The following is a 15702-nucleotide window of genomic DNA, read 5'->3' on the forward strand; positions in this document are numbered from 1 at the left end:
GCGGACGATTCCGCACCTGTCGATCACGTCGCGTCGGGATCTCGGTCGGTCGGACCGTCGTCGGCAAGGATCCGGTACAGCGACCTGCGTGCTTCGGTGAGAATCTCGGCGGCCTGTTCGACCTGTTTCGGCGTGCCGACTCCGGCGACCTGCCCGGCTGCGCCCATCAACTGTCCGATGAGTGCCCGAAGATCCCGGGCATCGACACCGACGGACTCCGCCACGTCGTCCCACGGGCTGCCCAGGTCGGCGCGATGAGCATCGACGTGTGTTCTCCCTTCGTCGGTCAGCGCAGCCGTCTTGCGGCCGGCCACCTTGTCGATCAGGACCAGACCCTCGTCTTCGAGTTGCGACAGGGCCGGATAGATGGAGCCCGGGCTCGGCTTCCAGGTGCCGTTGCTCTTCTCGGCGATCTGCTGGATCAGTTCGTATCCGTGCATCGGACGTACCTCGAGCAAGAGGAGGATTGCAGCGCGCACGTCCCCGCGTCGCCCTCGCCCTCCCCGACCCCGGCCTCGACCGAAATCTGCATTGGGTCCGAAACCGCCGGGCCCGAAACCGCCGGGGCCGAAGCCGGGGCGCATGTTCTCTCGTCCTCGTCCGAACGGGCCACCTGCGTGCCCACTGCGTTCGCCGTGCCCTCTCCTTCCGCGGCCTCGCTCTCGCGGACCCTGATCGTCCGACGGGCCGTGATCGTCATTCTGCGCGACCCACATCTCGAACGGCGCTCCTCGCATGTGTCGACGTGCGCCTGCGCGACGTCCGAATTCGTGTGCAAATCCTTCGAATGCGTAGTTCATGTCGTACTCCTTCGTATCGATTGTTATGTCGACGATATATCGGCAATAGATCATTGGCAAGACCCAGAGGCAACCTCCCAGTTTCCGCATCCGAGGAACGCGTCGTGGATCGCTCTCGCTCGTTAGAATTGCGCGGTCGGTACGAGCTCTCGTGGACCGCACCGGAATCCAGCGGCCGGCTCGACAGGGCCCGCTCACGAACGAGGGGGGGCCGTGTGGCCGGATCGACGAGACGACGCGTGACCGTCGTGCTCGGCTGCGTCCTCGCCATCGTTCTGCTGGCCGGCTCCAATGTTCTCGGCCAGCGAGTCTCCGTGCTGATCGACGACGTCGCACAGCTCGCGGGTGGTATCGCCGCGACGATCGTGTGCTGGCGGACCGCGTCCACGAGGACGGGCACCGAACGGCAGTGGCGCGTTCTGATGGCCGCAGGAATGGCGTGCTGGAGTGCAGGCATGGCGGTCTGGGCCTTCTATCGATCCGCTCTCGACATGCCGCTGCCGACTGCATCGATCGCCGACGTCGGGTTCTTTCTCTTCCCGATCTTCGCCGTGCCCGCGTTGCTCGCCTTCGTCGGCCTGTCGCCCCGACGGGCTGCCGCAGGTGCACGCCATGTCTGGGTGATATCGCTGCTCGACGGGTCCGTCGTCGTCGGGTCCCTGTTCGTTCTCTCCTGGGCCACCGTGCTCGGTGCGGTCGTGCACTCGTCGGAATACGAATCGATCGAGTTCCTCCTTGCGATCATGTACCCCATCACCGACCTGGTCCTCGTGGCCATGATCGTGCTGCTCGTCGTGATCCCGAAGATCGCGGCGCGATACCGGAAGCAGCTCACCCTGCTCGGTGCCGGGATCCTGATGATGGCGATATCCGACAGCATCTACGCGTACCTCGTTGCCACCGGTGCGGACTTCATGCCGGTTCTGACCGACGGCGGATTCATCGCAGGCACTGCACTCATCGCTCTCGCGGCCGCCGCCCCGAGGACCGTCGACGACACCCCATCGACGCCCGGCTCGTCGAAATACGGCTCGTCGCGGTACGGATCGGAGCCCACTGTACGGGCGTACGCCGAGACCGTGACCGGTGAAAGAACGCAGCTGCTGTTGCCGTACGGGCTCATGGGTGCAGTAGGGATCGTGTTGGCGATACTGCGTGTGCAGACCGGGGACCTGGATTCGACCGTCATCGTTCTCGGGGTTGCAGTGGTGCTGGTCTCACTCGTTCGCCAGGTGATCACCCTGGTTCAGAACGACAATCTGCTCCGGACCCTGACTCGGGCACAGGCCGAGCTGACGTATCGCGCGCACCACGACGGGCTGACCGGCCTGCTCAACCGGTCGTCGTTCGACGAACACCTTCGAGAGGCGGTGAACGACGCCCGAGCGGGCCGGGGCTGCGCCGTCCTACTGCTGATCGACCTCGACGACTTCAAGAGCGTCAACGACAGATTCGGCCACGGCGGCGGTGATCGACTACTGGTCGAACTTGCCCGCCGCCTCGACCGATGTGTGGTCGAGGGTGTGGTGGCGCGCTTCGGCGGTGACGAGTTCACCGCCCTGGTCTACGCCGACCTCGATACCGGTCGCGCGACGGCTGTCCGCATTGCCGAGGCGATGCGGACAACACACGAGATCGACGGCCGTTCGGTGTCGGTCGGCGTGTGCGTGGGCGTGGTGCAGATCGGTCGTTCAGACCGCACACCCCCCGACTCCACGACCGTGGCCGGCTCCGACACCGCCGACGAGGACGAGCTGATGCGGCTGGCCGATCGCGCGATGTACACGGCCAAACGCGAGGGCAAGGCCGGAATCTACGCCTACGACACCGCGGGCACACTCAGCGCGGTGCCGAGCGGCTCCGATCACGCGACTCGTGGGACCAAACCGAAAATGGTTGCAGGCGAGCCGGATCCGGCTCGGTTGATCGGACCACCGACCAGAACGTAGGCGCCGGTGGTCGGGATCGACTCCAGATTGGTCAGGTTCTCCAGGCTTATCCGACGCCGGTCGTAGAGCTTGACGGACACCGGGTAGGTGTCGTCGTTGCCCAGATCGGGCCCGAAGGTGTCGGTGCCGAGGGCACCTCTGTCGGCGAGCCTGCCTGTGTCGATCAACCACTGCGCCGCCTCCGCGGAGAACCCGGGTTGGTGCGTCACACCGTCCGCGTCCGCGTTGGCATACGCATCGGTCCCCCAGCGTGACTCCCAGCCGGTCCACAGAATGACAGCCGCCCCTGGTGGAATGGTTCCGTTGACTGCTTCCCAGTTCTGCAGGTCTGCCACGGTCACGGCGTAGTCGGCGTCGTCCGCCGCCCGATCACGAATGTCGATCTTCACTGCAGGCAGAAACAGATCCTCCGGATCGAGCTGGTCGGCGGTCAGCCCACCTTCCTGGAAGTGCGCCGGCGCTCCCCAGTGCGTGCCGGTGTGCTCGCCCTCCTTGACGTACTGGAGGTAGAAGCCGTCGTCCGCAACGGTGAACGCCGTCTCGAGCGAGAATTCGGGATCGCCGGGAAAGATCGGGGTGAGCGCCGGATCGTTGATGTGCGAGAGCGACACGATCCGTAGCAGTCGGTCCAGCGGAACGGCCGGTGTCGGTGGCTGCGCCGAGCCGGTACCGGGCAGGGCGTCGGCGGCGGTGGGGGACACCAGACGGACCCCGATCACCATTGCCAAACCTGTTGTCACACGGCGAAGAAGCTGTCTTCTCTTCATGTCCCCCGACCCATCTCTCGTCGGCACCCCGTGCACCGCCCCGAGGCAACCCTAGGCCACGGCGAGCCCCGACGGCAGTGTCAACCGATTCGAATCGGGTCTATCTGAACCCGCACTCCCGCAGCGAGTTTCTTGGCACTACGAGCTGCCTGCGCGGTGGCCAGCGCCCGCGCCAACGCCGCCCCGGTGCTCCGCGGCACGCGTATCAACAGCCGCTGCACATCACCGGGAAGTACGTCCTCACCGCTGCCCGCGGGTGCCCGTTGGCCGTCCGGCAGATCGACGGGTCCGAGTATTTCCACTGCCTCGGGCAGATCTGCGCTCTCCACCAACGCAGTGATCGCATCGGTGGTTCCGTCGATCGCCGCGACGTGCACGGCGGGCGGGAACCGTACCTCGACGCGTTCGTCCAACTGACTTCTGGCGTGCCACAGCGGATCCCAGCGAACCAGCGCCTGCACCGTGGGTATCTCGGATTCGGCGACGACCACCACGCGGCCACCTGCCGCACCCGGCCGGACCAAGGCGGCGGCCGTCATCCACCGACGCAGTGTCTCCTCTGCCGCGCGCAGGTCTGCCCGGCCGAGCAGGGCCCAGCCGTCCAGCAAGAGGGCAGCGCCGTACCCACCGTCGACCGTCGGCTCGGCACCGACGGTGGACACGACAAGACCGGCACCCGGCTGGACGGCGTCGAGCACGGCGGCACCTCCCGAGTTGTGTACCGGTACGCCGGGAAATGCCCGTCCGAGTTCCTCGGCGGTGCGGCCCGCTCCGATCACGACCGCACGCAGGTTGCGTGATCCGCATACGGTGCACCGATGTGCGGTGTCGGCGATTCCACACCACGAGCACGTCGGACTGCCGGCTCCGTCGCTGCCCGGGGCGGAGGGCAGGGCCAGCGGCCCGTTGCACCGGCGACACCGCGCCGGGTGCCGACACTTCGCACACGCCAAAGACGGCACGTATCCGCCGCGCGGAACTTGAACCAGCACAGGCGAATCGGCCTTCAGTGCGGCTCGCGCCGCCTCGAACGCAATCGCAGGTAGCCGCGCGACCCGGGCTGCCGGATCCCGCGCGAGCGCATGGTCCGAGTCCGCCAGGGCCACCACGTGGGGTTGACGCTCACGAATCAATTCGCGCGGAGCCACCAGGTCGTGTGCCCACCCGGAATCGACGAGTGCCTCGGCCTCTGCGGTTCGCGCATGTCCGCCGATGACGACCGCTGCCCCGGATACGTGAGCTCGAAGCAACGCCACTTCTCTGGCGTGCGGATACGGCGAGCGAGGCTCGGCAAAACTGTCGTCACCGTCGTCCCAGACGGCAATCATGCCAAGAGTGGACACCGGAGCGAACACGGCGCTGCGTGTCCCCACCACGACGACCGGCCCCGATCGCAGACCACGCAACCACTGCCGATACCGCTTCGCCGGACCCAATCCGGCCGACAACGCCACCACCCGGTCGGCACCGAGCAGAGCCGTGCAGGCCGCGTCCAGTCGATCGAGGTCTCGCTGATCGGGTACCACCATCACCGCGGATCGACCGCCCGCGACGGTCACGGCGGCGGCCTCTGCCAGCCGCACCGGCCATCGCTCACCGGGCAACGCCTGCCATACCGCTCGCGGTACGCGTCCCGACGCCAACGCATCGAGGAAGTTCGAGCCGTGGGTGTAGGCCGACCAGGCTGCTCGGTCGATGTCGGGCTCGACCGGCGGCTCGACGACAGGTGTCTGTTCCGCCTCGACTCGGGCATGGCGAGCCGGGATCGCCAGACGCAGCACATCCGCTCTGGTCCCGGCGTACCGATCGGCTACCGCCTCGGCCAGTTCCGCGATCTCCGGGGTCAGAACTCGCTCCGCCGACACCACCCGATCGAGCCAGCCGAGCTTGCCGGAGTGTTCGGTCTCGGCAAGTCTGGCCAGCACGAAACCGTCGACCAGTCGTCCCGCGAACCGCACCCGAACTCGGACACCGGGCTGAGCATCGCTGCTCACCTCCTCGGGAACGAGGTAGTCGAACTCGCGGTCGAGATGCGGCAGCGGCAACATCGGGAGAATGCGCGCGATCGGAAGATCCGACGCCGCCACCCGCGCTACGCCCGCCACCGCACCTCCTCCTCGATTCTTACCCCACACTCGATGTCGGAGCACCGAGCCGGTGCGAGCAGGGTACGTGCAGAACGGTCGAAGCCGAACTCAGAGTCCGGCGGCCTCGCGAAGCTTGCCGGCGCGATCGGTGGACTCCCACGGCAGATCGATGTCGGTACGGCCGAAGTGGCCGTACGCCGCCGTCTGAGCGTAGATCGGCCGCAGCAGATCCAGATCACGAATGATGGCACCGGGACGAAGGTCGAACACCTCGCTGATCGCCGCCTGGATACGCGCGGGATCGGTCTTCTCGGTGCCAAATGTCTCCACGAACAAACCGACCGGCGCGGCCTTGCCGATGGCGTACGCCACCTGTACTTCGATGCGGTCGGCGAGCCCAGCGGCAACAGCGTTCTTGGCGACCCAGCGCATCGCGTAGGCAGCGCTGCGATCGACCTTGGACGGATCCTTGCCGGAGAACGCGCCACCGCCGTGCCGTGCCATACCGCCGTAGGTGTCGACGATGATCTTCCGGCCGGTGAGACCGGCATCACCCATCGGGCCACCGAGCACGAACTTTCCGGTGGGGTTGACCAACAGCCGCACATCAGAGGTGTCCAGTGTCGGCACGTTCAACTCGGCGAGCACCGAGCTGAGCACCTTTTCCCGAATGTCGGGAGTGAGCAGATTGTCGAGATCGATATCGGCGGCATGCTGCGTCGAGATCACCACGGTGTCGAGGCGTACGGCGTCGTCGCCGTCGTACTCGATCGTCACCTGCGTCTTGCCGTCCGGACGCAGATACGGCAGTACACCGCTCTTGCGTACCTCGGTCAGCCGCCGGGAAAGCCTGTGCGCCAAAGCGATCGGCAACGGCATCAGCTCGGGAGTGTCGGTGTTGGCGTATCCGAACATCAACCCCTGATCCCCCGCACCCTGACGATCGATTTCGTCGTCGGAGAGCCCCTCGACCCGAGCCTCGTGCGAATGGTCCACGCCCTGAGCAATTTCCGGAGACTGCGCACCGATGGCGACGTTCACCCCGCACGAGTTTCCGTCGAACCCCTTGGCAGACGAGTCGTACCCGATCTCGAGTACCTTCTCGCGCACGATCTTCGGGATGTCGGCCCATGCGGTGGTGTTGACCTCACCCGCAACATGCACCTGCCCGGTGGTGACCAACGTCTCCACGGCAACTCGGGCGCGCGGATCCTCCGTCAGCAGGGCATCGAGAATCGAATCACTGATGGCATCACAGATCTTGTCGGGGTGACCCTCTGTGACGGACTCACTGGTGAAAAGCCGGCTACCGGACTTGCTCACGGACTTCCTCTCGACGCATGTTCCTGCCCGACCCGACGCCTCGCGCCGGTCGGGCACTCCACGAAAATTGACGTTCCCTCGGTGTTATCGCCCCTGCCGGGGCCGGGCAAACCTCTACGGCACTACACGTGGTGCTCAGCACGGTATCCGGTGCGACATCGATCGTGCACCCTCGGCACGGTCACGGACTCGAACTCGGTAAAGGACCGCGCGCGTCGAGCAGCTGCGCCACCGAGTCCAGTACGCGGCTCGCCAGGAGAGCTTTGGAGCCCTCGCCGAGCGCAGCCTCGGAGCCGTCGGACCCGAGCAACCAGCCGTCGTTGTGGTCGACCTCGAATGCCTTGCCGTCACCGACAGCGTTGACCACGAGCAGGTCGCAGCCCTTTCGTTCGAGCTTGGCCCGCGCGTACGTCAACACGTCTCCGTCCGCGTCCCCGGTCTCGGCGGCGAATCCGACGATGACCGTCGACGAATCGAGCTCACCGTCGCGGCGAGCCGAAACGAGGCCGGCGAGTATGTCGTCGTTGCGCACCAGGGGGATCGACGACGGTTCGTTGGACCCCTTCTTGATCTTGCTTCCCGCGACGGACTCCGGGCGGAAGTCGGCGACCGCGGCCGCCATCACCACCGCATCGACTCCGACGGACAGCTTCCGAACGGCGTCCTGCATGTCCGAGGCAGTCTTGACGTGCACCACATCGACGGCGGCCGGAACGTCCAGATCGCTGGTGTACCCGGCGACCAACGTCACGTGGGCACCGCGCTGCGCGGCCACTCGCGCGAGTGCGTATCCCTGCTTGCCGGAGCTTCGATTGCCCAGGAAACGGACCGGATCGAGGGGCTCACGAGTACCGCCGGCAGACACGAGTACATGGCGACCCTCGAGGTCCCGAGGGAGCGCATCCGCTCGCTCGGTCACCAGCATCGACAGTGCGAAGATCTCGTCCGGCTCCGGCAACCGGCCCGAACCGGTGTCGCGGCCGGTCAGACGCCCCGATGCGGGTTCGATGACGTGCGTGTCGCGGGAGCGAAGAGTCGCGACGTTGGCAACCGTAGCGGGGTGTTCCCACATCTCGGTGTGCATCGCCGGTGCCAGGACCACCGGGCACCGTGCGGTGAGCAGCGTGGCGGTCAGCAGATCATCTGCCCGGCCGCCTGCGATGCGGGCCATGAGGTCCGCGGTGGCGGGGGCAACGACGACCAGGTCCGCCTCCTGGCCCAGGCGCACATGCGGCACTTCCGGCACGTCCGCGAAGACGCCGGTGTGTACCGGAAGGCCGGACAGCGCCTCGAATGTTGCCCGCCCGACGAACTCCAGTGCGGACGCGGTCGGGATCACCCGAACCTGGTGCCCGCTCTCGGTGAACATACGGATGAGCGAACAACTCTTGTAGGCGGCGATACCTCCGCCGACCCCGACGACAACGTGCAAGTCAGATGTCCTCTGTGAGGTTCTTATTCGCCTTCGGTGTGCTCGAGGAGGTCGGCGTGGATCTCGCGGAGAGCGATCGACAGCGGCTTCTCCTGCAGACCCGGCTCGACCAGCGGTCCCACGTATTCGAGGATGCCGTCACCGAGCTGGTTGTAGTAGTCGTTGATCTGGCGCGCACGCTTGGCTGCGTAGATCACGAGGGCGTACTTGGACGAGGTGCGGGCGAGCAGCTCGTCGATGGGTGGATTGGTAATGCCGAGCGGCGTGTCGTAGGCCGGCAGAGCGCTGCGTCCGTCGAAGTCGGAAACGGCCGCTGAAATGCTGCTCACTGATGATCTCCTGAAATTGCATCGTTGGTGCTACGAACTAGCTGGTCGGGGCCTCGTGCGCCGTGAAACTGGTCAGCTGTTGCCGACCGACGACCTACCGACCAACAAGGATACCAACTGTTCGCACGAATGGTCGACATCGGTATTGACAACCACCGTGTCGAACTCGTTCTGGGCGGCCAATTCCACCCGTGCGGTCTCCAACCTCCGCTCGGTGGCAGCGCTCTCCTCGGTCGCGCGCCCGACCAATCGAGAGACCAGGTCGTCCCACGTCGGTGGCGCCATGAACACCAACAGGGCCTCGGGCTTGGACACCCGCACGGCCCGAGCACCGGCCAGATCGAGCTCGAGCAGCACCGGGCTCCCCGCCTCCAAGGCGGCCTCCACGGGTGCGGCCGGAGTACCGGACCGCTGCAGGCCACCGTGAATACTCGCCCACTCGAGCAGCTCGCCGTCGGCGATCATTCGATCGAACTCGTCGGCCGACACGAAGTGGTAATCCTGACCGTCCACCTCGCCCGGCCGGGGTGACCGCGTCGTGACCGACACGCTGAAGACCAGCTCCGGCAATGCCGAGCGCACGAGCCGAACGACACTGGACTTGCCGACGCCGGAGGGGCCGGACAGCACCACCAACCGGCCGCGCTTCTTTTCCGGGGCCGATGCCGCCGCCGTGTCACTCACTGTCGTCAGGCTTCGAAATCGAACTTCGTCAACAGCGCCTTGCGCTGCCGATCCCCGAGACCGCGCAGTCGACGGGTGGGTGCGATCTCCAATTCGGTCATCAGTTCCGCGGCCTTGACCTTGCCCACCTTCGGCAGGGCCTCCAGCAAGGCGGACACCTTCATCTTGCCGAGAATCTCGTCCGTCTCGGCATCCTTGAGCACCTGCTGGAGATCGGTGCCGCCGCGCTTGAGACGCTCCTTGAGTTCGGCGCGCGCTTTCCGTGCGATAGCTGCCTTCTCGAGGGCAGCCGCGCGCTGCTCGGGGGTCAACTGGGGAAGGGCCACTGTCGGTTCCTCCGTCTTCTCGTTCTGGGCGGTACGACACACACGATCACTGTCGGTACGTCGACCATCGGTGTTTCACTGCCTCGGTCGTCGGCACTCTGCGAGGGCGACCAGCACCGTTCGTCGGCAGCGCTAGCGACCGTACCGACGACTCGCGTTCACCGCTAACTCGCCCCCGAGTGCCGGAGCCGCGCCGCATCGTCTATGCGAGACCGGCTTCGATCTCGTCGCGCAACCGCGTGGCCGCGTCGCGCAATGCCGTCACCGATGGGCCGGCAGCCAGGACACCCCGAGAGGAGTTGGGCAGCAACAGCTCACGCGCATCGCGGAAGATCTCTGCGAGATCGGCAACCGTCGCTCCCTGCGCTCCCAGACCCGGCGCGAGGATCGGACCGGTGTAGTTCGACAGATCGAGACCATGATCACGAGTGGCACCGACCACCAAGCCCACTGTGTCGGCATCGACGCGATTACGCGTCGCCGCCGCGTCTACGATCGACTGAGCCACCGACCCGCCGGTCGACGGCGCCGCCTGTTGCAGGGCAGAGCCCTCCGCATTCGAGGTTCGCGCCAGCACGAACAGACCTCGCTGGTGTCGCACCGCTCGATCGACGGTCTCCCCCAGCGAATCGAAGCCCAGGTACGGCGACACCGTGACAGCATCCGACGACAACGGAGAATCGGGTTCCAGCCAGGCCTGCGCGTACGCATCCATCGTGGTGCCGATGTCGCCGCGCTTCGCATCGGCGATCACCAGGGTTCCCGCATCCCGAAGCACACCGACAGTGCGTTCGAGCACCGCGTACCCGGCAGATCCGTACGCCTCGAAGAACGCCACCTGTGGCTTGACGATCGCCACCTCACCGATGAATGCCTCGACGCACAGCTCGGCGAACACTTCGAGACCGTCTGCCGAGCGTGGCAGGTCCCAGGCCTCCAGCAGGGCCGGATGCGGATCGATACCGACACAGAGCCGACCGCGCGCACTCACCGCCGAACGCAAACGATCCGACCAACTGCGATGACTCACGGCAGAACCAGGCCTTCCTTCAGCCCGGCATGCAGATCCTGCAACGAGCGAACACCGATACCTCCCGCGATACCGGCTTCGATGCCCTGCACCGCTGCCGACGCGCCCTGCACGGTGGTGATGCACGGAATGTTCTGTGCCACCGCCGCACTACGGATCTCGTACCCGTCGACACGCGGGCCGGAGTTGCCGTACGGGGTGTTGATCACCATGGCGATGTCGCCGGCGAGTATCCGGTCGACGATGGTCCGCTCCCCCTCCGGCACGTCCTCGCCGGACTGCTTGTACACCTGCTCGCATGTGATTCCGTTGCGCCGCAACACATCCGCGGTGCCTTCGGTGGCCAGAATGGTGAAGCCGAGATCAGCGAGTCGCTTCACGGGGAAGATCAGTGACCGCTTGTCCTTGTTGGCCACCGATACGAACACTGCGCCGCCCGTAGGCAACGAGCCGTACGCGGCGGTCTGACTCTTGGCGAACGCGGTCCCGAAATCGAAGTCGATACCCATCACCTCACCGGTGGACTTCATCTCCGGGCTGAGCAGAGTGTCCACTCCGGTTCCGTCCGCACGACGGAACCGGTTGAACGGCAACACCGCTTCCTTGACCGCGATCGGGGCTCCGGCCGGCACGGTGCCACCGTCCCCGGTCTCGGGCAGGATGCCTGCGGTTCGCAGCTCGGCGATGCTCTCCCCCAACATCACTCGTGCGCATGCCTTCGCCAGCTGCACTGCGGTCGCCTTGGAGACGAACGGAACGGTGCGGCTGGCACGAGGATTCGCCTCGAGGACGTACAGGATGTCGTCCTTGAGTGCGTACTGCACGTTGAGCAGGCCACGCACGCCGATGCCCTTCGCGAGAGCCTCGGTGGACCGACGAACGTTCTCGATGTCGGTCTTGCCGAGCGTGATCGGCGGCAATGCGCACGCAGAGTCACCGGAGTGGATACCGGCCTCCTCGATGTGTTCCATGATGCCGCCGATGTAGACCTCGGTGCCGTCGCACAACGCGTCGACGTCGATCTCGACAGCATCTTCGAGGAACCGGTCGACCAGAACCGGACGGTCGTCCGAGATCTCCGTCGCGTTGGAGATGTACGTCGCGAGCGAGGCCTCGTCGTACACGATCTCCATGCCGCGTCCACCGAGCACGTAGGACGGGCGCACCAGCACCGGGTAACCGATCCCTGCGGCGATCTCACGGGCTCCGTCGAACGTCGTCGCGGTGCCGTATTTCGCAGCGGGCAGGCCGGCTGCGTCGAGCACCTTGCCGAACTCGCCACGGTCCTCGGCGAGATCGATCGCCTCGGGCGATGTTCCGACGATAGGAACGCCTGCGGCCTTCAGCCGTTTGGCCAGGCCGAGTGGAGTCTGGCCGCCGAGCTGGACGATGACACCTCGCACCGTGCCCGACGCGGCCTCCGCCCGATACACCTCCAGCACGTCCTCGAAGGTCAGTGGCTCGAAGTACAGGCGGTCGGCGGTGTCGTAGTCGGTGGAGACGGTTTCGGGGTTGCAGTTGACCATCACCGTCTCGTACCCGGCCTCGGACAGCGTCTGCGCCGCGTGCACGCAGCTGTAGTCGAATTCGATGCCCTGGCCGATGCGGTTGGGACCCGAGCCGAGGATCAGTACCTTGGGGCGGTCCGGCTGCGGGGCGACCTCGGATTCGGCGTTCGGGTCGAGCTCGTAGGTGCCGTAGTGGTATGGCGTCTTGGCCTCGAACTCGGCAGCGCAGGTGTCGACCGTCTTGTAGACCGGATGCACACCGAGTTCGTCGCGTAGCGCCCGCACGCCGTCCTCACCGTCGAGTTCGGGGCGCAGAGCCGCGATCTGGCGGTCGGACAGACCGTGATACTTCGCCTGACGCAGCAGCGCCTCGTCGAATTCGGCGGCCTCGCGCACCTGGACGCCGAGTTCGTGGATCTGCTGGAACTGGTCGAGGAACCACGGGTCGATCTTGGTCGCCTCGAAGAGCTGCTCGAGCGTGGCACCCATCGCGAACGCCTTCTCGATTCCGTACATCCGACCGTCCTGAGGAACGGACAGGTCCGCCAACAGAGCGTCCAGGCTCTCTGCCTCGACCTCAGGGCCGGTCCAGTACCCCGCGCGCTTGGTTTCGAGCGAGCGCATCACCTTGCCGAATGCCTCGGTGAAGTTGCGGCCGATCGACATCGCCTCACCGACGGATTTCATCGTCGTGGTCAGCGTGCCGTCGGCCCCGGGGAACTTCTCGAACGCGAACCGCGGTGCCTTGACGACCACGTAGTCCAGGGTCGGCTCGAAGCACGCCGGGGTCTCGCGGGTGATGTCGTTGACGATCTCGTCGAGGGTGTAGCCGATGGCCAGCTTGGCGGCCATCTTCGCGATCGGATACCCGGTGGCCTTCGACGCCAGCGCCGACGAGCGCGACACGCGCGGGTTCATCTCGATGACCACGAGGCGGCCGTCGGCCGGGTCCATCGCGAACTGGATGTTGCAGCCGCCGGTGTCGACGCCCACCTCGCGCAGGATGTCGATGGAGAGGTCGCGCATCTTCTGGTACTCGCGGTCGGTCAGCGTCATGGCAGGGGCGACGGTCACCGAGTCGCCGGTGTGCACGCCCACCGGGTCCACGTTCTCGATGGAACACACGATGACCACGTTGTCGCGGCCGTCGCGCATCAGCTCGAGCTCGTATTCCTTCCAGCCGAGGATGGACTCCTCGATGAGGACGTTCGCCGTCGGGGAAGCTGCCAGGCCGCCGCCGGCGATCCGGGTCAGATCCTCGTCGTTGTAGGCCAGTCCCGAACCGAGACCGCCCATGGTGAACGACGGCCGGACGACGACCGGGAAGCCGAGCTCGGCGACGGTCTCGCGGACCTCGTCCATCGTGTAGCAGACGGCCGACTTGGCGGACTCGCCACCGACCTTGGCGACGATGTCCTTGAACTTCTGCCGATCCTCGCCGCGCTGAATGGCGTCGAAGTCGGCACCGATCAGCTCGACGCCGTACTTGGTGAGAATTCCCTGATCATGCAGTGCGACAGCGGCATTGAGTGCCGTCTGTCCACCCAGGGTGGCGAGCACGGCCTGGATGGGGTGACCCTGCTCGGCTTCGCGGGCGAAGATCTTCTCGATGAACTCCGCCGTGATCGGCTCGACGTAGGTGGCGTCGGCGAACTCGGGGTCGGTCATGATCGTCGCGGGGTTGGAGTTCACGAGGCTGACGCGAAGCCCTTCCTCGCGCAGCACTCGGCAGGCCTGGGTGCCGGAGTAGTCGAACTCACAGGCCTGACCGATGACGATCGGGCCGGATCCGATGACCAGGACGTGGTTCAGGTCGGTGCGGCGTGGCATTACTTCTTCTCCTGAAGGACGCTGGTGAAACGGTCGAAGAGGTAGGCGGCGTCGTGTGGACCGGCCGCGGCCTCGGGGTGGTACTGCACGGAGAAGGCACTCCCGCCGATCAGCTCGACGCCCTCGACGGTGCCGTCGTTAGCGCAGGTGTGGCTGATCCGAGCCCGGCCGAAGTCGGTGTCGAACTCCTCGCCCGCTTCGCCTTCGAGTGCGAATCCGTGGTTCTGCGCAGTGATCGCGATACGGCCGGTGGTGTGCTCGATGACCGGGATGTTCATGCCGCGGTGGCCGAACTTCATCTTGTAGGTGCCACGGCCGAGCGCTCGCCCGAAGATCTGGTTGCCGAAGCAGATACCGAACAACGGCAGCTCGCGTTCGAGTACCTGCCTGGTCAGAGCGACACTGGTGTCGGCCGTGGCCGGGTCACCAGGTCCGTTGGACAGGAACACACCGTCCGGGTTCAGTTCCAGAACCTGCTCGATGCTGGTGTTCGACGGCACCACGTGCACGCGGATACCGCGCTCGGCGAACATCCGCGGAGTGTTGGTCTTGATGCCGAGATCGACTGCGACGACGGTGAATCGAGCATCGCCGGTCGGCTCGATGGTGTAGCCGGCTCCGGTGGTCACTTCACCGGCGAGATCGGCACCGAGCATCGAGGGCTGACCGACCACCTGCTCGAGCATCTCGTCCGAGGTGCCGAGTGCGTCGCCCGAGAACACTCCCGCTCGCATCGAGCCGCGCGTGCGCAGGTGCCGTACCAGGGCACGCGTGTCGATTCCGGCAATGCCCACGACATTCTGGGCCTCGAGCTGATCCTGCAGAGTTCCGGTCGAGCGCCAGCTCGAGGTGCGGCGCGCCGGATCTCGGACCACGTATCCGGCGACCCAGATCTTGTTGGGATCCTGGGCGCTGGCGGCTTCACCGTCCTCTTGGTTCCAACCGGTGTTACCGATCTGCGGCGCAGTCGCGACGACGATCTGTCGGTGGTAGCTCGGGTCGGTCAGTGTCTCCTGGTACCCCGTCATTCCGGTGCAGAACACGGCCTCGCCGAGGGTGCGCCCCTGTGCGCCGAATGTGGTGCCGCGGAATGTCCGGCCGTCCTCCAGAACAAGAACTGCGCTGCTCACGCGGTTTCCTCCTTGGTTTCTCCGGTGGAACTCGCTGTCCACACCGGGTAGATCTGCTTGTCGTCGGCCCGGAAGCCGGTGTCTATCTCGGTCCCCGTCGGGAGCTCCCAGCGAATGACCAGGAGCCCGTCCTTCGTCATGACCTTGCCTGCCAACCCGCGTTCGGTACGGATCGCGCGAATCGATTCCGCCGGGATCCAGATGGGAGATTCACCGTCTCGATCGAGCAGGATGCCCTTCTCGTATCGCGACAGCTCACCCGTGGCGCGGTGGCCGATGTCGCCGACGGCGATGCGGTCCTGCCAACTCGGCGCGATGGTGCTGCCGACGTACAGGCCGGTGCTCGGCTCGATGTGGGTGGCACCCAGGTCCTGGGGCACAGTCGGGAAGTCACCGATTCGGTCTTCCTGGCGCTTCTGCCGTCCTCGCCAACCCCAGAAGATCAGCGCGATCATCAGCGCCCAGAACAGGATGAATCCGATGACGATGAGAACTCTGTCCACGGCT

The 15702-nt window shown here is 66.0% G+C and carries 13 protein-coding genes; 1 reads left to right on the forward strand and 12 read right to left on the reverse strand.

Annotated features, from left to right (window positions below; translation table 11 throughout):
• Positions 1 to 23 precede the first annotated feature (23 nt).
• Positions 24 to 716 carry a PadR family transcriptional regulator gene (locus AABD04_RS12635; RefSeq protein WP_423228228.1) on the reverse strand — a complete coding sequence of 231 codons (693 nt, stop codon included), beginning with the start codon at positions 714 to 716 and terminating at the stop codon, positions 24 to 26.
• A gap of 323 nt (positions 717 to 1039) precedes the next feature.
• Between AABD04_RS12635 and AABD04_RS12640 the strand changes: the two genes are divergently transcribed.
• The gene (locus AABD04_RS12640; RefSeq protein ID WP_341441386.1) at positions 1040 to 2749 is read left to right on the forward strand and encodes a diguanylate cyclase domain-containing protein; all 1710 of its coding nucleotides are present in this window, start codon (positions 1040 to 1042) and stop codon (positions 2747 to 2749) included.
• Here the strand turns inward: AABD04_RS12640 and AABD04_RS12645 are convergent.
• From AABD04_RS12645 to AABD04_RS12695, 11 genes are all read right to left on the reverse strand, one after another.
• Positions 2665 to 3516 (reverse strand): cyclase family protein, encoded by an 852-nt coding sequence (locus AABD04_RS12645; protein WP_341441387.1) that lies wholly within the window; start codon positions 3514 to 3516, stop codon positions 2665 to 2667. The genes AABD04_RS12640 and AABD04_RS12645 overlap by 85 nt on opposite strands.
• Before the next feature lie 80 nt (positions 3517 to 3596).
• Complete coding sequence (locus AABD04_RS12650; protein WP_341443033.1) at positions 3597 to 5564, reverse strand: primosomal protein N'; 1968 nt, start codon at positions 5562 to 5564, stop codon at positions 3597 to 3599.
• Between the two features lie 147 nt (positions 5565 to 5711).
• Complete coding sequence (gene metK / locus AABD04_RS12655) at positions 5712 to 6926, reverse strand: methionine adenosyltransferase (RefSeq protein WP_243593123.1); 1215 nt, start codon at positions 6924 to 6926, stop codon at positions 5712 to 5714.
• A 181-nt stretch (positions 6927 to 7107) separates the two neighbouring features.
• Positions 7108 to 8358: a bifunctional phosphopantothenoylcysteine decarboxylase/phosphopantothenate--cysteine ligase CoaBC gene (coaBC, locus tag AABD04_RS12660; RefSeq protein WP_341441388.1), complete on the reverse strand. Its 1251-nt coding sequence runs from the start codon at positions 8356 to 8358 to the stop codon at positions 7108 to 7110.
• Positions 8359 to 8381: 23 nt separating this feature from the next.
• Positions 8382 to 8687 carry a DNA-directed RNA polymerase subunit omega gene (gene rpoZ, locus AABD04_RS12665; RefSeq protein WP_032377808.1) on the reverse strand — a complete coding sequence of 102 codons (306 nt, stop codon included), beginning with the start codon at positions 8685 to 8687 and terminating at the stop codon, positions 8382 to 8384.
• 72 nt (positions 8688 to 8759) lie between these two features.
• Positions 8760 to 9371: a guanylate kinase gene (gmk, locus tag AABD04_RS12670; RefSeq protein WP_341441389.1), complete on the reverse strand. Its 612-nt coding sequence runs from the start codon at positions 9369 to 9371 to the stop codon at positions 8760 to 8762.
• 5 nt (positions 9372 to 9376) lie between these two features.
• Complete coding sequence (mihF, locus tag AABD04_RS12675; protein ID WP_243593126.1) at positions 9377 to 9697, reverse strand: integration host factor, actinobacterial type; 321 nt, start codon at positions 9695 to 9697, stop codon at positions 9377 to 9379.
• A 202-nt stretch (positions 9698 to 9899) separates the two neighbouring features.
• On the reverse strand, positions 9900 to 10727 hold the full coding sequence (gene pyrF / locus AABD04_RS12680) for an orotidine-5'-phosphate decarboxylase (RefSeq protein ID WP_341441390.1): 828 nt from the start codon (positions 10725 to 10727) through the stop codon (positions 9900 to 9902).
• Positions 10724 to 14065 carry a carbamoyl-phosphate synthase large subunit gene (gene carB, locus AABD04_RS12685; protein WP_341441391.1) on the reverse strand — a complete coding sequence of 1114 codons (3342 nt, stop codon included), beginning with the start codon at positions 14063 to 14065 and terminating at the stop codon, positions 10724 to 10726. Before carB ends, pyrF begins: the two co-directional genes overlap by 4 nt.
• Complete coding sequence (gene carA / locus AABD04_RS12690; RefSeq protein WP_243609563.1) at positions 14065 to 15195, reverse strand: glutamine-hydrolyzing carbamoyl-phosphate synthase small subunit; 1131 nt, start codon at positions 15193 to 15195, stop codon at positions 14065 to 14067. The genes carB and carA overlap by 1 nt, the downstream gene beginning before the upstream one ends.
• Positions 15192 to 15698: a PH-like domain-containing protein gene (locus tag AABD04_RS12695; RefSeq protein WP_341441392.1), complete on the reverse strand. Its 507-nt coding sequence runs from the start codon at positions 15696 to 15698 to the stop codon at positions 15192 to 15194. The genes carA and AABD04_RS12695 overlap by 4 nt, the downstream gene beginning before the upstream one ends.
• Between the last annotated feature and the right edge of the window lie 4 nt (positions 15699 to 15702).

It is taken from the genome of Rhodococcoides navarretei (assembly GCF_038069675.1).
Classification (GTDB): Bacteria; Actinomycetota; Actinomycetes; order Mycobacteriales; family Mycobacteriaceae; genus Rhodococcoides; species Rhodococcoides navarretei.

Bases quoted from the DNA above. Each gene is read 5' to 3' on its own strand.
- AABD04_RS12635 (WP_423228228.1), bottom strand. From the start codon at position 716: ATGTGGGTCGCGCAGAATGACGATCACGGCCCGTCGGACGATCAGGGT.
- AABD04_RS12645 (WP_341441387.1), bottom strand. From the start codon at position 3,516: ATGAAGAGAAGACAGCTTCTTCGCCGTGTGACAACAGGTTTGGCAATG.
- carB (WP_341441391.1), bottom strand. From the start codon at position 14,065: ATGCCACGCCGCACCGACCTGAACCACGTCCTGGTCATCGGATCCGGC.
- AABD04_RS12650 (WP_341443033.1), bottom strand. From the start codon at position 5,564: ATGTTGCCGCTGCCGCATCTCGACCGCGAGTTCGACTACCTCGTTCCC.